This window comes from Burkholderia sp. AW49-1 (assembly GCF_053427845.1).
This window is the reverse complement of sequence record NZ_JBSAXF010000011.1, coordinates 196,697-212,988: the sequence shown is the minus strand read 5'-3', so window position 1 is coordinate 212,988 and position 16,292 is coordinate 196,697. Positions and strand designations below refer to the sequence as shown.

Genomic DNA, 16,292 nt, shown 5'->3' with positions numbered 1-16,292 from the left:
GAAGGAAGGAAGCATGCTGCTGGCGCTGGCGCAATGGCTGCAAGGAGACGCAAGCTTTTTGCGCTTGTTCACGTACCTGACGTTCCGTGCGGTGATGGCTACCATCACCGCGCTCGGGATCGGGCTCGTGTGCGGACCGTGGGTGATCCGCAAGCTGACGCAAATGAAGGTCGGGCAGGCCGTGCGCAAGGACGGCCCTCAGAGCCATCTCGTCAAGTCCGGCACGCCGACGATGGGCGGCGTGCTGATCCTCATCGGCATCGCGGTCGCGACGCTGCTGTGGGGCGACCTGACGAACCGTTTCATCTGGATCGTGATGCTCGTCACGTTCGGCTTCGGCGTCATTGGCTGGGTCGACGACTACCGCAAGGTCGTCTACAAGGACCCGCGCGGGATGTCGTCGCGCGAAAAGTATTTCTGGCAGTCGGTGATCGGGCTGTTCGCTGCCGTCTACCTCGCATTCAGCGTGTCCGAGGCGAACAACGTGCGCGTGTTCGACCTGTTCATGGCGTGGGTGCGCAGCGGCCTGTCGATGGGGCTGCCCGCGCGGGCCGACCTGATGTTGCCGTTCCTGAAGTCGATCAGCTACCCGCTGGGCGTCTGGGGCTTCATCGTGCTGACCTACTTCGTGATCGTCGGCGCGAGCAACGCGGTGAACCTGACCGACGGCCTCGACGGTCTCGTCATCATGCCGGTCGTGCTGGTCGGTGCGTCGCTCGGTGTGTTCGCGTACGTGATGGGCAGCTCGGTCTATTCGAAATACCTGCTGTTCCCGCACATCCCGGGCGCCGGCGAATTGCTGATCTTCTGCTCCGCGATGGGCGGGGCAGGGCTCGCGTTCCTCTGGTACAACACGCACCCCGCGCAGGTGTTCATGGGCGACGTCGGCGCGCTGGCGCTCGGCGGCGCGCTCGGCACGGTCGCGGTGATCGTGCGCCAGGAAATCGTGCTGTTCATCATGGGCGGCATCTTCGTCGCGGAAACGCTGTCGGTGATGCTGCAGGTGTCCTGGTTCAAGTACACGAAGAAGCGTTACGGCGAAGGGCGGCGCCTGCTGAAGATGGCACCGTTGCATCACCATTTCGAATTGTCAGGCTGGAAGGAAACGCAGGTGGTGGTGCGTTTCTGGATCATCACGCTGATGCTGTGCCTGTTCGGTCTGTCCACCCTCAAGTTGCGGTAAAGGAAAGGTAACAAGGATGTCTGGCGAGATGTTTGGAGATCGGCAGCGGCCGATGGTGCTCGTACTGGGGCTCGGGGAATCGGGTCTCGCGATCGCGCGATGGTGCGCGAGGCACGGGTGCCGGCTGCGAATTGCCGATACCCGCGAGGCGCCGCCGAACCTTGCCGCGCTGCAGGCCGAAGGCATCGATGCGGAGTTCGTCGGCGGGCCGTTCACGTCTGCGCTGCTCGACGGCGGCGTCGAGATCGTCGGGCTGAGCCCCGGCCTGTCGCCGCTCGAACCGGCACTGGCGGCGCTGATCGCGGCCGCGAACGAGCGCGCGATCGCCGTGTGGGGCGAACTGGAATTCTTCGCGCAGGCGCTGCGCGCGCTGGGCACGAGCGGTTATCAACCGAAGGTGCTCGCGATCACCGGCACCAACGGCAAGACCACGACGACCAGCCTCACGGGCCTGCTGTGCCAGCGTTCGGGCAAGAAGGTCGCCGTCGCCGGCAACATCAGCCCGGCGATGCTCGACCGGCTCGCGGGCGCGATCGACGATACGGCGTTGCCCGACGTCTGGGTGCTCGAACTGTCGAGCTTCCAGCTCGAGACGGCACGCACGTTCGCGCCGGACGCGGCCGCGATCCTCAACATCACGCAGGATCACCTCGACTGGCACGGCAGCTTCGACGCCTATGCCGCCGCGAAGGGCCGAATCTTCGGCGCGACGACCACGCGCGTGCTCAACCGCGACGATGCGGCCGTGATGAAGTTCGCACCGGCCGCCGGCGCGGGCGACGCTGCGCGCACGGTCACGTTCGGCCTGAACGAACCGACGCAGGACGGCGACTACGGCCTGTCGCGCGACAACGGCATTGCGTGGCTGGTCGAAGCGGTCGACCGCGACGCGCCGGACGAGACGACGTCGAGCCGCCGCCGCAAGCGCGACGGCGCGCATACACCCGAGATCGCGCAGAAGCGCCTGATGCCGGCCGACGCGCTGCGCATCCGCGGGCTGCACAACGCGGCGAACGCGCTGGCCGCGTTCGCGCTTGCACGCGCGATCGACCTGCCGGCCGCGCCGCTGCTGCACGCGCTGCGCGAATATCGCGGCGAGGCGCATCGCGTCGAAGTGGTCGCGACGATCGACGACGTGGACTACGTCGACGACAGCAAGGGAACGAACGTCGGCGCGACGGTGGCGGCGCTCGACGGGCTCGCGCAGAAGATCGTGCTGATCGCCGGCGGCGACGGCAAGGGGCAGGATTTCGCGCCGCTGGTCGCGCCGGTCGCGCGCTGGTGCCGCGCGGTGATGCTGATCGGCCGCGATGCGCCGGCGATTCGCGACACGCTCGCCGAAACCGGCGTGCCGCTCGCCGACCACGCGACGCTCGAAGGCGCGGTGCGTGCCGCCGCCGACCTCGCCGAGCCGGGCGATGCGGTGCTGCTGTCGCCCGCGTGCGCGAGCCTCGACATGTTCAGGAACTACGCCCATCGCGCGGATGTGTTCCGCGCGGCGGTGGATGAAATCGCCATCGACAAAGGAGCGACGCCATGAGCTGGTCCGATCGCCTCGTCTCCCGTTTCAACGACCGGCGCGACACCGGCGGCAATGCCGCCGGCGGCCGCGTCGCGTCGGCCACGCGCGCCGCGACCGGCGGCCTCGCGAGCGTCGTCAACGGCGTGCGGCCGAGCCGCTCGCGGATGCTCGATTTCGACTACTCGCTGCTGTGGGTCGCGATCGCGCTGCTCGGGCTCGGCGTGGTGATGGTGTATTCGGCGTCGATCGCGATGCCCGATTCGCCGAAATATGCGTCGTATCACGACTACGCGTTCCTGATGCGCCACTGCGTGTCGCTCGTCGTCGCGTTCATCGCGGCGGTGATCGCGTTCCGCGTGCCCGTGTCGACCTGGGACAAATACGCGCCGCATCTCTTCCTGATCGCACTGGTCGGCCTCGTGATCGTGCTGATCCCGCACGTCGGCAAGGGTGTGAACGGTGCGCGCCGCTGGATTCCGCTCGGCATCACCAACATGCAGCCGTCGGAAATCATGAAGCTCGCGGTGACGATCTACGCGGCGAACTACACGGTGCGCAAGCAGGAATACATGCAGAGCTTCGCAAAGGGCTTCCTGCCGATGGCGTTCGCGGTCGGTCTCGTCGGCGCGCTGCTGCTGCTCGAGCCGGACATGGGCGCGTTCATGGTGGTCGCTGCGATCGCGATGGGCGTGCTGTTCCTCGGCGGCGTCAACGGCAAGCTGTTCGGCGGGCTGGTCGCGACGGCAGTCGGCACTTTCACGATGCTCGTATGGCTGTCGCCGTGGCGTCGCGAGCGGATCTTCGCGTATCTCGATCCGTGGGACGAGCGCTATGCGCAGGGCAAGGCGTACCAGCTCACGCACTCGCTGATCGCGTTCGGCCGCGGCGAGTGGTTCGGCGTCGGCCTCGGCGGCAGCGTCGAGAAGCTGAACTACCTGCCCGAAGCGCATACCGACTTCATTCTCGCGGTGATCGGCGAGGAACTCGGCTTCGTCGGCGTGCTGGTCGTGATCCTGCTGTTCTACTGGATTGTGCGCCGCGCGTTCGAGATCGGCCGTCAGGCGCTCGCGCTCGACCGCACGTTCGCGGGCCTGATGGCGAAGGGCATCGGCATCTGGTTCGGCGCGCAGACGTTCATCAACATGGGCGTGAACCTCGGCCTGCTGCCGACCAAGGGCCTGACGCTGCCGCTCGTGAGCTACGGCGGCTCGGGCATCCTGCTGAACTGTGTCGCGCTTGCGGTGCTGTTGCGGGTCGACTATGAAAATCGCGTATTGATGCGCGGAGGGAAGGTATGACCGCGTCGCGACGCACGCTGATGGTGATGGCAGGCGGCACCGGGGGCCACGTGTTCCCGGGGCTCGCCGTCGCGCACCGGATGGAAGCGGCGGGCTGGCGCGTCGTGTGGCTCGGCAATCCGGCCGGGATGGAAGCGACGCTCGTGCCGAAGCACGGCATTCCGATGGAATACGTGCGCTTCGGCGGACTGCGCGGCAAGGGCCTGAAGACCAAGCTGACGCTGCCGTTCAACCTGCTGCGCGCATGCTGGCAGAGTCTCGGCGCGCTGCGCCGCGTGCGGCCGGACGTCGTGCTCGGGATGGGCGGCTACATCACGTTCCCGGCGGGCGTGATGACCGCGCTGTCGGGCCGCCCGCTCGTGCTGCACGAACAGAATTCGATCGCCGGTCTCGCGAACAAGGTGCTCGCGAAATTCGCGAAGCGCGTGCTCGTCGCGTTCCCCGGCGCACTGCCGCACGCGGAATGGACCGGCAACCCGATTCGCGCGGAACTTGCGCGCACGGAAACGCCCAAAGCACGCTATGCGTCGCGCAGCGGCCCGCTGAACGTGCTGGTCGTCGGCGGCAGTCTCGGCGCCGCCGCGCTGAACGAAGTCGTGCCGCGCGCGCTGGCGCTGCTGGCGCCGGGCGAGCGCCCGCGCATCGTGCACCAGGCCGGCGCGAAGCACATCGACGCGCTGAAGGCGAACTACGAAGCGGCCGGATTCACCGGCGGCGACGACGTGCGGCTCGTACCGTTCATCGACGACATGGCCACCGCCTACGCGGCGGCGGATCTCGTGATCTGCCGCTCCGGCGCGATGACGGTATCGGAAATCGCGGCAGTGGGCGTGGCGGCGCTGTTCGTGCCGTTCCCGTACGCGGTCGACGACCACCAGACGACCAACGCCGCGTTCCTCGCCGATGCGGGCGCGGCGGTGCTGGTGCAACAACGCGACCTGTCGGCGGAACTGCTTGCCGACTGGCTGCACGGCCAGTCGCGGGCGTCGCTCGCGGACATGGCGGAGCGTTCGCGCTCGCTGGCGAAGCCCGAGGCCACCGACGAAGTCGCGCGCGTCTGCGCGAAGGTGGCCGGCGCGAACCTGGAACAACTGCAATGAAACACATCGTCAAACACATTCATTTCGTCGGGATCGGCGGCGCGGGCATGAGCGGCATCGCCGAAGTGCTCGTCAACCTCGGTTACGAGGTCAGCGGCTCCGACCTGTCGCGCAACGCGGTAACCGATCGTCTCGCGGCGCTCGGCGCGCGGATCGCGATCGGGCACGACGCGGCGAACATCGAGGGCGCGAACGCGGTCGTCGTGTCGACGGCCGTGCGCTCGGACAACCCCGAAGTGCTCGCCGCGCGCCACCAGCGCGTGCCGATCGTGCAGCGCGCGGTGATGCTCGCAGAGCTGATGCGCCTGAAGCAGGGGATCGCGATCGCCGGCACGCACGGCAAGACCACGACGACGAGCCTCGTCGCGAGCGTGCTCGCGGCGGGCGGGCTGGACCCGACCTTCGTGATCGGCGGCCGGCTGATCAGCGCCGGCGCGAACGCACGGCTCGGCACGGGCGACTTCATCGTCGCCGAGGCCGACGAGTCGGACGCGTCGTTCCTGAACCTGTATCCGGTGATCGAGGTCATCACGAACATCGACGCCGATCACATGGACACCTACGGCCACGATTTCGCGCGGCTCAAGCAGGCGTTCATCGAATTCACGCAGCGCCTGCCGTTCTACGGCAGCGCGGTGGTGTGCGTCGACGATCCGAACGTGCGGCAGATCATCCCGTTCATCTCGAAGCCGGTCGTGCGCTACGGTCTGTCGCCGGACGCGCAGGTGCGCGCGGAAGACATCGACGCGCGCGACGGCCGCATGCACTTCACGGTGATCCGCGATGGCCGTGCGCCGCTCGCGGTGGTGCTGAACCTGCCGGGCCTGCACAACGTGCAGAACGCGCTCGCGGCGATCGCGATCGCGACCGATCTCGGTGTGGCGGACGACGCGATCCAGCTGGCGCTGGCGGAATTCAACGGCGTCGGCCGACGCTTCCAGCGCTACGGCGAGGTGCCGAGCGCGGACGGCGGCCAGTACACGCTGATCGACGACTACGGCCACCACCCGGTCGAGATGGCCGCGACGATCGCGGCCGCGCGCGGCGCATTCCCGGGCCGCCGCCTCGTGCTGGCGTTCCAGCCGCACCGCTACACGCGCACGCGCGATTGTTTCGACGACTTCGTCAACGTACTGTCGACGGTCGACGCGCTGGTGCTGACGGAAGTCTACGCCGCGGGCGAAGCGGCGATCGCGACGGCCAACGGCGACGCGCTGTCGCGTGCGCTGCGCGCGGTGGGCAAGGTTGACCCGGTGTTCGTCGCGACGGTCGACGACGTGCCGGACGCACTGGCCAGGGTCGCGAAGAACGGCGACGTGGTGATCACGATGGGCGCGGGTTCGATCGGCGGCGTGCCGGCGAAGCTCGTGCAACACACACAACAGAAGGCATGACATGAGCGGGATCGATCCGAAACGTTTCGGCAAGGTGGCGGTGTTGTTCGGCGGCGAATCGGCCGAGCGCGAGGTGTCGCTCACCTCGGGCCGTCTCGTGCTGCAGGGCCTGCGTGACGCGGGCGTCGACGCGCATCCGTTCGACCCGGCCGAGCGGCCGTTGTCGGCGCTGAAGGACGAAGGCTTCGTCCGCGCGTTCAACGCGCTGCACGGCGGCTACGGCGAGAACGGCCAGATCCAGGGCGCGCTCGATTTCTACGGGATCCGCTACACGGGCAGCGGCGTGCTCGGCTCGGCGCTCGGCCTCGACAAGTTCCGCACGAAGCTCGTGTGGCAGCAGACGGGCGTGCCGACGCCGCCGTTCGAGACGGTGATGCGCGGCGACGACTACGCGGCGCGCGCGGCGGACATCGTCGCGAAGCTCGGCCTGCCGCTGTTCGTGAAGCCGGCGAGCGAAGGCTCGAGCGTCGCGGTGCTGAAGGTGAAGACGGCCGACGCGTTGCCCGCCGCACTGTCGGAAGCGGCGACGCACGACAAGATCGTGATCGTCGAGAAGAGCATCGAAGGCGGCGGCGAATACACCGCGTGCATCGCCGGCGATCTCGACCTGCCGCTGATCAAGATCGTGCCGGCCGGCGAGTTCTACGACTATCACGCGAAGTATGTCGCCGACGATACGCAGTACCTGATTCCGTGCGGGCTGCCCGCGGAACAGGAAGCGGAACTGAAGCGCATCGCGCGCCGCGCGTTCGACGTGCTCGGCTGCACCGACTGGGGTCGGGCGGACTTCATGCTCGATGCCGCCGGCAACGCGTATTTCCTGGAAGTGAACACGGCCCCCGGGATGACCGACCACTCGCTGCCGCCGAAGGCCGCACGATCGATCGGCATCAGCTATTCGGAGCTGGTCGTGAAGGTGCTGTCGCTTACGCTCAACGACTGACGCAGGAACGGAACGACGTATGTGGAACAACGTTCGCCAACTCAACCTTGCCGCCAGCGCGCTGTACGCGCTGTTGCTGCTCGTGTTGGCGGCGGCCGGCTGCTACTGGCTGATCCAGCGTCCGACGTTCGCGCTGCGCGAAATCCGGATCGACGGCGACACCGAGCACATCAACACGCCGACGGTGCGTGCGGGCGTGGTCGGCCGGCTGAAGGGCAATTTCTTCACGGTCGATCTCGATACGGCGCGTGCCGCGTTCGAGCAGATGCCGTGGGTGCGCCACGCGAGCGTGCGCCGGGTGTGGCCGAATGCGCTGGCTGTCACGCTCGAGGAGTACAAACCGCTCGGGACCTGGGGCAGCGCGCAGCTCGTGAGCGTCGACGGCGAGCTGTTCACCGCGAACCAGGGCGAACTGGATCAGGAACTGCCGGCGTTCGACGGCCCGGAGGGCAGTGCGAAGGAAGTCGTCACGCGGTATCGCGACTTCACGAACTGGTTTGCGCCGCTGAAGGCGGCGCCGGAAGAAGTGACGCTGTCGGCGCGCTACGCGTGGACGGTGAAGCTGTCGAACGGCATGCAGGTCGAGCTGGGCAAGGAGCGCAACAGCGAGACCCTGCATGACCGGAGCCAGCGCCTCGTCGCCGCGTGGCCGGCCGTCACGGAGCGTTGGGGCAACGACATCGAGTACGCGGACCTGCGTTATCCGAACGGATTCGCGATTCGTGCGGCAGGCATGCGGTTCCTGACCGATACCGACAAGCGCAAGAAGTAACGAGAGATCACACGCAAGAGCACTTTATGAGCAAAGACTACAAGGATCTGCTGGTTTCCCTCGACATCGGCACGTCGAAGGTGGTGGCCATCGTCGCCGAGCTGAAGGGCGAAGGCCACTACGAGGTGATCGGCCTCGGCCAGAGCGAATCGAAGGGTCTGAAGAAGGGCGTGGTGGTCAACATCGAGGCCACCGTGCAGTCGATCCAGCGCGCGCTCGAGGAAGCCGAACTGATGGCCGACTGCAAGATCACCAACGTGTTCACGGGGATTGCCGGCAGCCATATCCGCAGCTTCAACTCGAGCGGGATGGTCGCGATCAAGGACAAGGAAGTCACGCAGACCGACGTCGCGCGCGTGATCGAGACTGCGAAGGCGATCAACATCCCGACCGACCAGCAGGTGCTGCACATCCTCACGCAGGAATTCATCATCGACGGCCAGGAAGACGTGCGCGAGCCGATCGGGATGAGCGGCATCCGCCTCGAGGTGAAGGTGCACATCGTGACGGGCGCGGTCAGTGCCGCGCAGAACATCGTCAAGTGCGTGCGCCGCTGCGGGCTGGAAGTGAACGACCTGATCCTGCAGCCGCTCGCGTCGTCGCTGGCCGTGCTGACGGAAGACGAGAAGGATCTCGGCGTGGTGCTGGTCGACATCGGCGGCGGCACGACCGACATCGCGATCTTCGCCGAAGGCGCGATCCGCCATACCGCGGTGATTCCGATCGCCGGCGACCAGATCACGAGCGACATCGCGATGGCGCTGCGCACGCCGACGCCGGACGCGGAAGACATCAAGGTCGGCTACGGGATCGCGAAGCAGGCGCTCGCAGATCCGGACGAGATGGTCGAAGTGCCGGGCCTCGGTGAACGCGGCCCGCGCACGCTGTCGCGCCAGGCGCTCGCGGCCGTTATCGAGCCGCGCGTCGAGGAACTGTTCTCGCTCGTGCAGCAGGTCGTGCGCGAGTCGGGTTACGAAGAACTGCTGAGCTCCGGCGTGGTCATTACCGGCGGGGCTTCGATGATGCCGGGCATGGTCGAGCTCGGCGAAGACATTTTCCTGAAACCGGTGCGCATCGGCGCGCCGGAATACGCAGGCGGCCTCGCCGACGTGGTGCGCAATCCGCGCTACTCGACGGCGATGGGCCTGCTCGTCGAAGGCAGTGCTCAGCGCATGCGCGGCCGCAAGGTCGCCGTGCAGTCCGGCAACGCGGGGCAGATCTTCTCGCGGATGAAGGAATGGTTCCTGAGCAACTTCTGACGAACCGAATCGAAATTCGCGCCGGTGCCGGCGGCTGGCGCGCGACAGGGGGTTGCCCGATCTCCTGCCGAATAACGGCCGAGTAGTTTTATTTTCTTGACGGAGGCAACAATGGAATTCGAAATGCTGGAAACCGAAACCAACGGCACCATCATCAAGGTGGTCGGCGTTGGCGGCGCTGGCGGCAATGCCGTTCAGCACATGATCAACCGTGGCGTGCAGGGCGTCGATTTCATCGTGATGAACACCGACGCACAGGCGTTGTCGCGTGCGCGCGCACCGTCCGTGATCCAGCTCGGCAACACCGGCCTCGGCGCCGGCGCGAAGCCGGAAATGGGCAAGGCGGCGGCGGAAGAGGCGCGTGAGCGCATCGCCGACGCGTTGCGTGGCGCGCACATGGTGTTCATCACGGCCGGCATGGGTGGCGGTACGGGCACGGGCGCGGCGCCGGTGGTCGCGCAGATCGCGAAGGAGATGGGCATCCTGACGGTGGGTGTCGTCAGCAAGCCGTTCGAATTCGAAGGCGGCAAGCGCATGCGCGTCGCGGAAGCAGGCTCGCAGCAACTGGAGGATCACGTCGACTCGCTGATCGTCGTCCTGAACGACAAGCTGTTCGACGTGATGGGCGATGACGCCGAGATGGACAAGTGCTTCCAGTGCGCGGACGACGTGTTGAACAACGCGGTTGCAGGCATTGCCGAAATCATCAATGTCGATGGCCTCGTGAACGTCGACTTCGAAGACGTGAAGACGGTGATGGGCGAGCAGGGCAAGGCGATGATGGGCACGGCGACGGTCGCCGGCGTCGATCGCGCACGCCTCGCGGCGGAACAGGCCGTGGCGAGCCCGCTGCTCGAAGGCGTCGATCTGTCGGGCGCGCGCGGTGTGCTGGTCAACATCACGTCGAGCCGTTCGCTGCGCCTGTCGGAAACGCGCGAAGTGATGAACACGATCAAGAGCTACGCGGCGGAAGACGCCACGGTGATCTTCGGTGCGGTGTACGACGACGCAATGGGCGATGCACTGCGCGTGACGGTCGTGGCGACGGGTCTGGGCCGTGCGGCGAAGAAGCAGCAATCGGCTCCGATGACGCTGCTGCGCACGGGTACCGACAACCAGCCGGTCAGCGCGGTCTCGCACGGCTATGCGCAGCCGCAGCACGTCAGCACGGCCGACTACGGCGCGCTCGATACGCCGGCGGTATGGCGCAACTCGCGCGAAACCGCGGCATCGCACGTGCAGGCGCTGCAGGAGAAGGGGGTCGACACGTACGACATCCCGGCTTTCCTGCGCAAGCAGGCTGACTGACGACGCACACACAGGCGAAGCCGCGGCGCGATCGACGAGATTGCCGCGGTAACGCCGGCGTGACGGATGCCACGGACCACGACAGGCCGCGTCGAATGCGACGCCGGGCCGGGAAACGTGCCCTCTTCGCATGAGCGGAGCGGGATGGGACGTGCTGTCCGCAATACGCCGAAAAACCGTATCGCTATGAGGGACCAGCCATGATTCAAGTGGGCGACGCGCTGCCCGACGCGCAACTGTTCGAGTTCATCGACGACGCGCGCGAAGGCTGCACGCTGGGGCCGAATGCCTGCAGCGTGCGCGACCAGGTTGCGGGAAAGCGGGTGGTGATCTTCGGATTGCCGGGCGCTTTCACGCCGACCTGTTCGGCGCAGCATGTGCCGGGTTATGTCGAGCACGCCGAGCAACTGCGCTCGGCGGGCATCGACGAGCTCTGGTGCGTGTCCGTCAACGACGCATTCGTGATGGGCGCATGGGGACGTGATCTGCACACCGCGGGCAAGGTGCGCATGATGGCGGACGGCAGCGCTGCTTTCACTCATGCGCTGGGGCTGACGCAGGATTTGTCCGCGCGTGGCATGGGAATCCGTTCCCTGCGCTACGCGATGGTGGTCGACGACGGTGTGGTCAAGACGCTGGCCGTCGAAGCGCCGGGCAAGTTCGAAGTGAGCGATGCGGCGAGTGTGCTCGCGACGTTGACGTCCTGATCGTGCGGTGCGCCGTTGCCTCCCGGCAACGCTGCTCACCGGCCTCAGGGCAGTTGTAACACGGGCCGATGACCGGAAACGCCTCCGTTCCGGGCATCGGCCCGTCCCGTATCGGCGCGGGTAAACAGTCGAAACAGATTGATACGCAGTTTCAAACAGCGTTGAATAGGGAATTACGCTATAATCCCACCTATCGAATATAACTCCTGATTGATATTCTCAATCAAGATGAAGAACATCATGCTGAAGCAGCGCACCATCAAATCGATCGTGAAGACCGTGGGCATCGGTCTCCACTCGGGCCGCAAGGTCGAACTGACGCTCCGCCCGGCCGCGCCGGGCACGGGGATCGTTTTCTCGCGCGTCGACCTGCCCACGCCTGTCGACATTCCGGCATCCGCGATGTCGATCGGCGACACGCGGCTCGCGTCGGTGCTGCAGAAGGATGGTGCGCGCGTGTCGACCGTCGAGCACCTGATGTCGGCATGTGCCGGCCTCGGCATCGACAACCTCTACGTCGACGTGACGGCCGAGGAAATCCCGATCATGGACGGCAGCGCCGCGTCCTTCGTGTTCCTGATCCAGTCCGCGGGCATCGAGGAGCAGAACGCGCCGAAGCGCTTCATCCAGGTGAAGAAGCCGGTCGAAATCCGCGACGGCGACAAGTTCGCGCGTCTCGATCCGTATTTCGGCTTCAAGCTGAAGTTCACGATCGACTTCCGTCACCCGGCCGTCGACAAGACCGGCCAGGAACTCGAGGTCGACTTCGCGAACACGTCGTACGTGCGCGAGATCGCGCGTGCGCGCACGTTCGGTTTTGCCCATGAAGTCGAAATGATGCGCGAGCTGGGTCTCGCACGCGGCGGCAGCATGGACAACGCGATCGTGCTCGACGAATATCGGATCCTGAACAACGACGGGCTGCGCTACGACGACGAGTTCGTGAAGCACAAGATGCTCGACGCGATCGGCGACCTGTACGTGGTCGGCCACCCGCTGCTGGCGTCGTACACCGCATACAAGTCGGGTCACGGGCTGAACAACGCGCTGCTGCGCGAACTGCTCGCGCACGAGGACGCGTACGAGATCGTCACGTTCGACGATCCGCAAGCCGCGCCGAGCGGCTTCGCATTCGACACGCAGACGGCCTTCGCCTGATCGGCGTTCGGCACCCGCGATAAAAAAGCGACCTTCGGGTCGCTTTTTTGTTGGGCGTCAGGCCCGCGGGGGCGGCGCGCACTCAGCGCGACGACTTCGCACCGTGCCGCGCGGCCATTCGCGCGAGTGCAGCCTGCAGTGGCGACGGCTCGAGGTGATCGGCGAGGTCGCGCAACGCGGTGGCGCCGACGGTCGTCATGCGCGCCTGCTTCACGTGCGGCGGTTCCGGCGCGTCCTTCGGACGCACGCGCACGCGCAGCGCCGAGACCGGCCAGCCGCGCTTCTGGAGATCGGCGAGCAGGCGCGGCTCGACCTGCCGCAGCCGGGCGGCAAGCGCATTGTGCGCGGCAAAGAGGGTCAGGGTGCCGTCCTTGATGGAGCCCGGTTCGACATGATTCGCAAGATAGTCGGGCAGCAGCGCGGCGAGATCGCGCTGCAGCGACGCGACCTGTTCGACGCCGGCGCGCAGCGCCGCGAACGCGTCGGTGCGGTTGAGCACTTCGGACACGGGTTGCGGGCGATACGCGGGGAGCGGGCCGAAACGCTTGGGAAATCGGTTCATCGAGGCATTCTTCGGGCGCGCACGGGCGCGGACGTTGACGCCGATTGTACCCGCGCCGGCTCGCGCACGGGCGGCTTTCGGGCCATGCGCCCGATTGCCCGCACGGGTTTGGCGTGTGGCGCGAGTCCGGCCGGGACACCGGCGCATGCTTCCTCGCGTGCTAAAATTCCTCGTTTGATTCCACTAATTCGCTAAGCCGCCGAGGCTCGGGCGTCGGGGCGCGCAACGCGCGCCGGGCGCCGGTGCTGCGACGCAGGATCCGATCCGATGACAACCGGTTTTCTCCAGAAAATTTTTGGCAGCCGCAACCAGCGGCTCGTCAAGCAATACCAAAAGACCGTCGCGACGATCAATGCGCTCGAAACGCAGATCGAGAAGCTGACGGACGACCAGTTGCGCGGCAAGACGGATGAGTTCCGCCAGCGGATCGCGGGCGGCGAGTCGCTCGACAAGCTGCTGCCCGAGGCGTTCGCGGTCTGCCGGGAGGCGAGCCGCCGCGTGCTGAAGATGCGCCACTTCGACGTGCAGATGATCGGCGGCATGGTGCTCCACTACGGCAAGATCGCGGAAATGCGCACCGGCGAAGGCAAGACGCTCGTCGCGACGCTGCCCGTCTACCTGAATGCGCTGGCCGGCCGTGGCGTGCACGTCGTGACGGTCAACGACTATCTCGCGCAGCGCGACGCCGAATGGATGGCGCGCCTCTACAACTTCCTCGGTCTGTCGGTCGGCATCAACCTGTCCGGCATGGAGCACGACCAGAAGCAGCAAGCCTACGCGGCGGACATCACGTACGGCACGAACAACGAGTTCGGCTTCGACTACCTGCGCGACAACATGGTCTACGAGACCGACGCGCGCGTGCAGCGGGCACTGAACTTCGCGGTCGTCGACGAAGTGGACTCGATCCTGATCGACGAGGCGCGTACGCCGCTGATCATCTCCGGCCAGGCGGAAGATCACACCGAACTGTACGTGCGGATGAACGCGCTGCCGCCGCTGCTCGAGCGCCAGATCGGCGAGGAGAAGGCCGACGGCACGGGTGTCGAGAAGCCGGGCGACTACACGCTCGACGAGAAGGCGCGCCAGGTGTTCCTGACGGAGTCGGGCCACGAGAAGGCCGAGCGGCTGCTCGCCGAGTGGGGCCTGATCGGCGAGGGCGAAAGCCTCTACGCGCCGCAGAACATCACGCTGATGCACCACGTGTACGCCGCGCTGCGCGCGCACACGCTGTTCCACAAGGACCAGCACTACGTCGTGCAGAACGGCGAAGTGGTGATCGTCGACGAATTCACGGGCCGCCTGATGGCGGGCCGCCGCTGGTCCGACGGCCTGCATCAGGCGGTCGAGGCGAAGGAGCACGTGAAGATCCAGAGCGAGAACCAGACGCTCGCCTCGATCACCTTCCAGAACTACTTCCGCATGTACGCGAAGCTCGCGGGCATGACCGGTACGGCCGACACCGAAGCGTACGAATTCAACGAGATCTACGGCCTCGAGACGGTCGTGATCCCGACCAACCGCCCGCCGAAGCGGATCGACAAGCAGGACCAGATCTACAAGACGGCCAAGGAGCGCTACGACGCGGTGATCCGCGACATTCGCGACTGCTACGAGCGCGGCCAGCCGGTGCTGGTCGGCACGACGTCGATCGAGAATTCGGAACTGCTGTCGCACCTGCTGAAGCAGGCCGGCCTGCCGCACGAGGTGCTGAACGCGAAGCAGCACGAGCGTGAAGCTGCGATCGTCGCGGAAGCCGGCCGTCCGAACCGCATCACGATCGCGACCAACATGGCCGGTCGTGGTACCGACATCGTGCTCGGCGGCAACGCCGAGAAGCAGGCTGCGTTCATCGACGCCGACGACGCGATCCCCGCCGACGAAAAAGCGCGCCGCATCAAGCAGCTGCACGACGAGTGGGAAACGCTGCACGAGCAGGTGAAGGCCGCGGGCGGCCTGCACATCATCGGCACCGAGCGCCACGAATCGCGCCGGATCGACAACCAGCTGCGCGGCCGTGCGGGCCGCCAGGGCGACCCGGGCTCGTCGCGCTTCTACCTGTCGCTCGACGATCCGCTGCTGCGCATCTTCGCGGGCGACCGCGTGCGCTCGATCATGGATCGCCTGAAGATGCCGGAAGGCGAGGCGATCGAGGCCGGCATCGTCACGCGTTCGATCGAGTCCGCGCAACGCAAGGTCGAAGCGCGCAACTTCGATATACGCAAGCAGCTGCTCGAATACGACGATGTGTCGAACGACCAGCGCAAGGTGATCTACCAGCAGCGCAATGAACTGCTCGAAGCCCACGACATCACCGAGACGATCTCGGCGATGCGTCATGGCGTGATCGCGGAAGTCGTCCACCAGTTCGTGCCGCAGGGCAGCATCGAGGAACAGTGGGACGTGCCCGAACTCGAGGAAGTGCTGCGCAACGACTGGCAGCTCGACCTCGCGATCCAGGAAATGGTGAACGAGTCGTCGTCGATCACGGCCGAGGAGATTCTCGAAGCGGTGACGACCGCCGCCGACGAGCAGTACGAGACGAAGGTCGCGATGGTCGGCCGTGAATCGTTCAGCGCGTTCGAGCGCTCGGTGATGCTGCAGACGGTCGACCGCCTGTGGCGCGAGCACCTCGCGGCGCTCGACCACCTGCGCCAGGGCATCCACCTGCGCGGCTACGCGCAGAAGAACCCGAAGCAGGAATACAAGCGCGAAGCGTTCGAGCTGTTCGCCGCGATGCTCGAGGCGATCAAGCAGGAAGTGACGCGCATCGTGATGAACGTGCAGATCCAGTCGCCGGAGCAGCTCGAGGAAGCCGCCGAGCAGATCGAGGAGCGCGGCGGTCATCTCGAAAACGTCGAGTATCAGCATGCCGACTACGCGGAATCCGGCGCGCCGGTCGCGAACGTCGCGGCCGCCACCGCGGCCACGGCGACGGCCGACATGGTCGGCAGCGCGATGACCCACAGCGGCCCCGGCGGCGAGATGCCGAAGGTCGGCCGCAACGACCCGTGCCCGTGCGGCAGCGGCAAAAAGTACAAGCAATGTCACGGGAAGCTGTCATGATCGGCGGCGGCGCGCATTCG

13 protein-coding genes are annotated in these 16,292 nt (G+C 66.5%); 12 read left to right on the top strand and 1 reads right to left on the bottom strand.

Translation table 11 applies throughout. The features are described from left to right. Window positions 1-13 precede the first annotated feature (13 nt). From mraY to lpxC, 11 genes are all read left to right on the top strand, one after another. Entirely contained in the window at window positions 14-1,183 is a 1,170-nt protein-coding gene (mraY, locus tag ACV22W_RS19040; RefSeq protein WP_059451891.1) for a phospho-N-acetylmuramoyl-pentapeptide-transferase, read from the top strand. Between the two features lie 28 nt (window positions 1,184-1,211). Further along, window positions 1,212-2,723, top strand: a complete 1,512-nt coding sequence (gene murD, locus ACV22W_RS19035) for a UDP-N-acetylmuramoyl-L-alanine--D-glutamate ligase (protein WP_448021005.1) — start codon at window positions 1,212-1,214, stop codon at window positions 2,721-2,723. Next, window positions 2,720-4,003 (top strand): putative lipid II flippase FtsW, encoded by a 1,284-nt coding sequence (gene ftsW, locus ACV22W_RS19030; RefSeq protein ID WP_059465312.1) that lies wholly within the window; start codon window positions 2,720-2,722, stop codon window positions 4,001-4,003. The genes murD and ftsW overlap by 4 nt, the downstream gene beginning before the upstream one ends. Further along, entirely contained in the window at window positions 4,000-5,103 is a 1,104-nt protein-coding gene (murG, locus tag ACV22W_RS19025; protein ID WP_448021003.1) for an undecaprenyldiphospho-muramoylpentapeptide beta-N-acetylglucosaminyltransferase, read from the top strand. The genes ftsW and murG overlap by 4 nt, the downstream gene beginning before the upstream one ends. After that, entirely contained in the window at window positions 5,100-6,497 is a 1,398-nt protein-coding gene (gene murC / locus ACV22W_RS19020) for a UDP-N-acetylmuramate--L-alanine ligase (RefSeq protein ID WP_448021001.1), read from the top strand. Before murG ends, murC begins: the two co-directional genes overlap by 4 nt. A 1-nt stretch (window position 6,498) precedes the next feature. Then, the gene (locus tag ACV22W_RS19015; protein WP_059535171.1) at window positions 6,499-7,440 is read left to right on the top strand and encodes a D-alanine--D-alanine ligase; all 942 of its coding nucleotides are present in this window, start codon (window positions 6,499-6,501) and stop codon (window positions 7,438-7,440) included. A 19-nt stretch (window positions 7,441-7,459) separates the two neighbouring features. Next, entirely contained in the window at window positions 7,460-8,212 is a 753-nt protein-coding gene (locus ACV22W_RS19010; RefSeq protein ID WP_448021000.1) for a cell division protein FtsQ/DivIB, read from the top strand. A gap of 26 nt (window positions 8,213-8,238) precedes the next feature. Next, window positions 8,239-9,471 (top strand): cell division protein FtsA, encoded by a 1,233-nt coding sequence (ftsA, locus tag ACV22W_RS19005; protein ID WP_006752447.1) that lies wholly within the window; start codon window positions 8,239-8,241, stop codon window positions 9,469-9,471. Between the two features lie 111 nt (window positions 9,472-9,582). Next, window positions 9,583-10,779: a cell division protein FtsZ gene (gene ftsZ, locus ACV22W_RS19000; protein ID WP_011883181.1), complete on the top strand. Its 1,197-nt coding sequence runs from the start codon at window positions 9,583-9,585 to the stop codon at window positions 10,777-10,779. Between the two features lie 200 nt (window positions 10,780-10,979). After that, entirely contained in the window at window positions 10,980-11,486 is a 507-nt protein-coding gene (locus ACV22W_RS18995; protein ID WP_059535173.1) for a peroxiredoxin, read from the top strand. A gap of 240 nt (window positions 11,487-11,726) precedes the next feature. Further along, on the top strand, window positions 11,727-12,644 hold the full coding sequence (gene lpxC / locus ACV22W_RS18990; RefSeq protein ID WP_059535496.1) for a UDP-3-O-acyl-N-acetylglucosamine deacetylase: 918 nt from the start codon (window positions 11,727-11,729) through the stop codon (window positions 12,642-12,644). Window positions 12,645-12,726: 82 nt separating this feature from the next. On the opposite strand, the gene ACV22W_RS18985 is transcribed toward lpxC, so the two are convergent. Next, entirely contained in the window at window positions 12,727-13,206 is a 480-nt protein-coding gene (locus tag ACV22W_RS18985; protein ID WP_448020999.1) for a DciA family protein, read from the bottom strand. Window positions 13,207-13,473: 267 nt separating this feature from the next. Here ACV22W_RS18985 and secA point away from each other — a divergent pair, with 267 nt between their 5' ends. After that, window positions 13,474-16,272, top strand: a complete 2,799-nt coding sequence (gene secA, locus ACV22W_RS18980) for a preprotein translocase subunit SecA (protein ID WP_448020997.1) — start codon at window positions 13,474-13,476, stop codon at window positions 16,270-16,272. The last annotated feature ends 20 nt before the right edge of the window (window positions 16,273-16,292 follow it).

What these genes read in the sequence shown, in the direction of transcription:
- mraY (WP_059451891.1), top strand. Translation starts at nt 14, where the DNA reads ATGCTGCTGGCGCTGGCGCAATGGCTGCAAGGAGACGCAAGCTTTTTG.
- murD (WP_448021005.1), top strand. Translation starts at nt 1,212, where the DNA reads ATGTTTGGAGATCGGCAGCGGCCGATGGTGCTCGTACTGGGGCTCGGG.
- ftsW (WP_059465312.1), top strand. Translation starts at nt 2,720, where the DNA reads ATGAGCTGGTCCGATCGCCTCGTCTCCCGTTTCAACGACCGGCGCGAC.
- murG (WP_448021003.1), top strand. Translation starts at nt 4,000, where the DNA reads ATGACCGCGTCGCGACGCACGCTGATGGTGATGGCAGGCGGCACCGGG.
- murC (WP_448021001.1), top strand. Translation starts at nt 5,100, where the DNA reads ATGAAACACATCGTCAAACACATTCATTTCGTCGGGATCGGCGGCGCG.
- ACV22W_RS19015 (WP_059535171.1), top strand. Translation starts at nt 6,499, where the DNA reads ATGAGCGGGATCGATCCGAAACGTTTCGGCAAGGTGGCGGTGTTGTTC.
- ACV22W_RS19010 (WP_448021000.1), top strand. Translation starts at nt 7,460, where the DNA reads ATGTGGAACAACGTTCGCCAACTCAACCTTGCCGCCAGCGCGCTGTAC.
- ftsA (WP_006752447.1), top strand. Translation starts at nt 8,239, where the DNA reads ATGAGCAAAGACTACAAGGATCTGCTGGTTTCCCTCGACATCGGCACG.
- ftsZ (WP_011883181.1), top strand. Translation starts at nt 9,583, where the DNA reads ATGGAATTCGAAATGCTGGAAACCGAAACCAACGGCACCATCATCAAG.
- ACV22W_RS18995 (WP_059535173.1), top strand. Translation starts at nt 10,980, where the DNA reads ATGATTCAAGTGGGCGACGCGCTGCCCGACGCGCAACTGTTCGAGTTC.
- lpxC (WP_059535496.1), top strand. Translation starts at nt 11,727, where the DNA reads ATGCTGAAGCAGCGCACCATCAAATCGATCGTGAAGACCGTGGGCATC.
- ACV22W_RS18985 (WP_448020999.1), bottom strand. Translation starts at nt 13,206, where the DNA reads ATGAACCGATTTCCCAAGCGTTTCGGCCCGCTCCCCGCGTATCGCCCG.
- secA (WP_448020997.1), top strand. Translation starts at nt 13,474, where the DNA reads ATGACAACCGGTTTTCTCCAGAAAATTTTTGGCAGCCGCAACCAGCGG.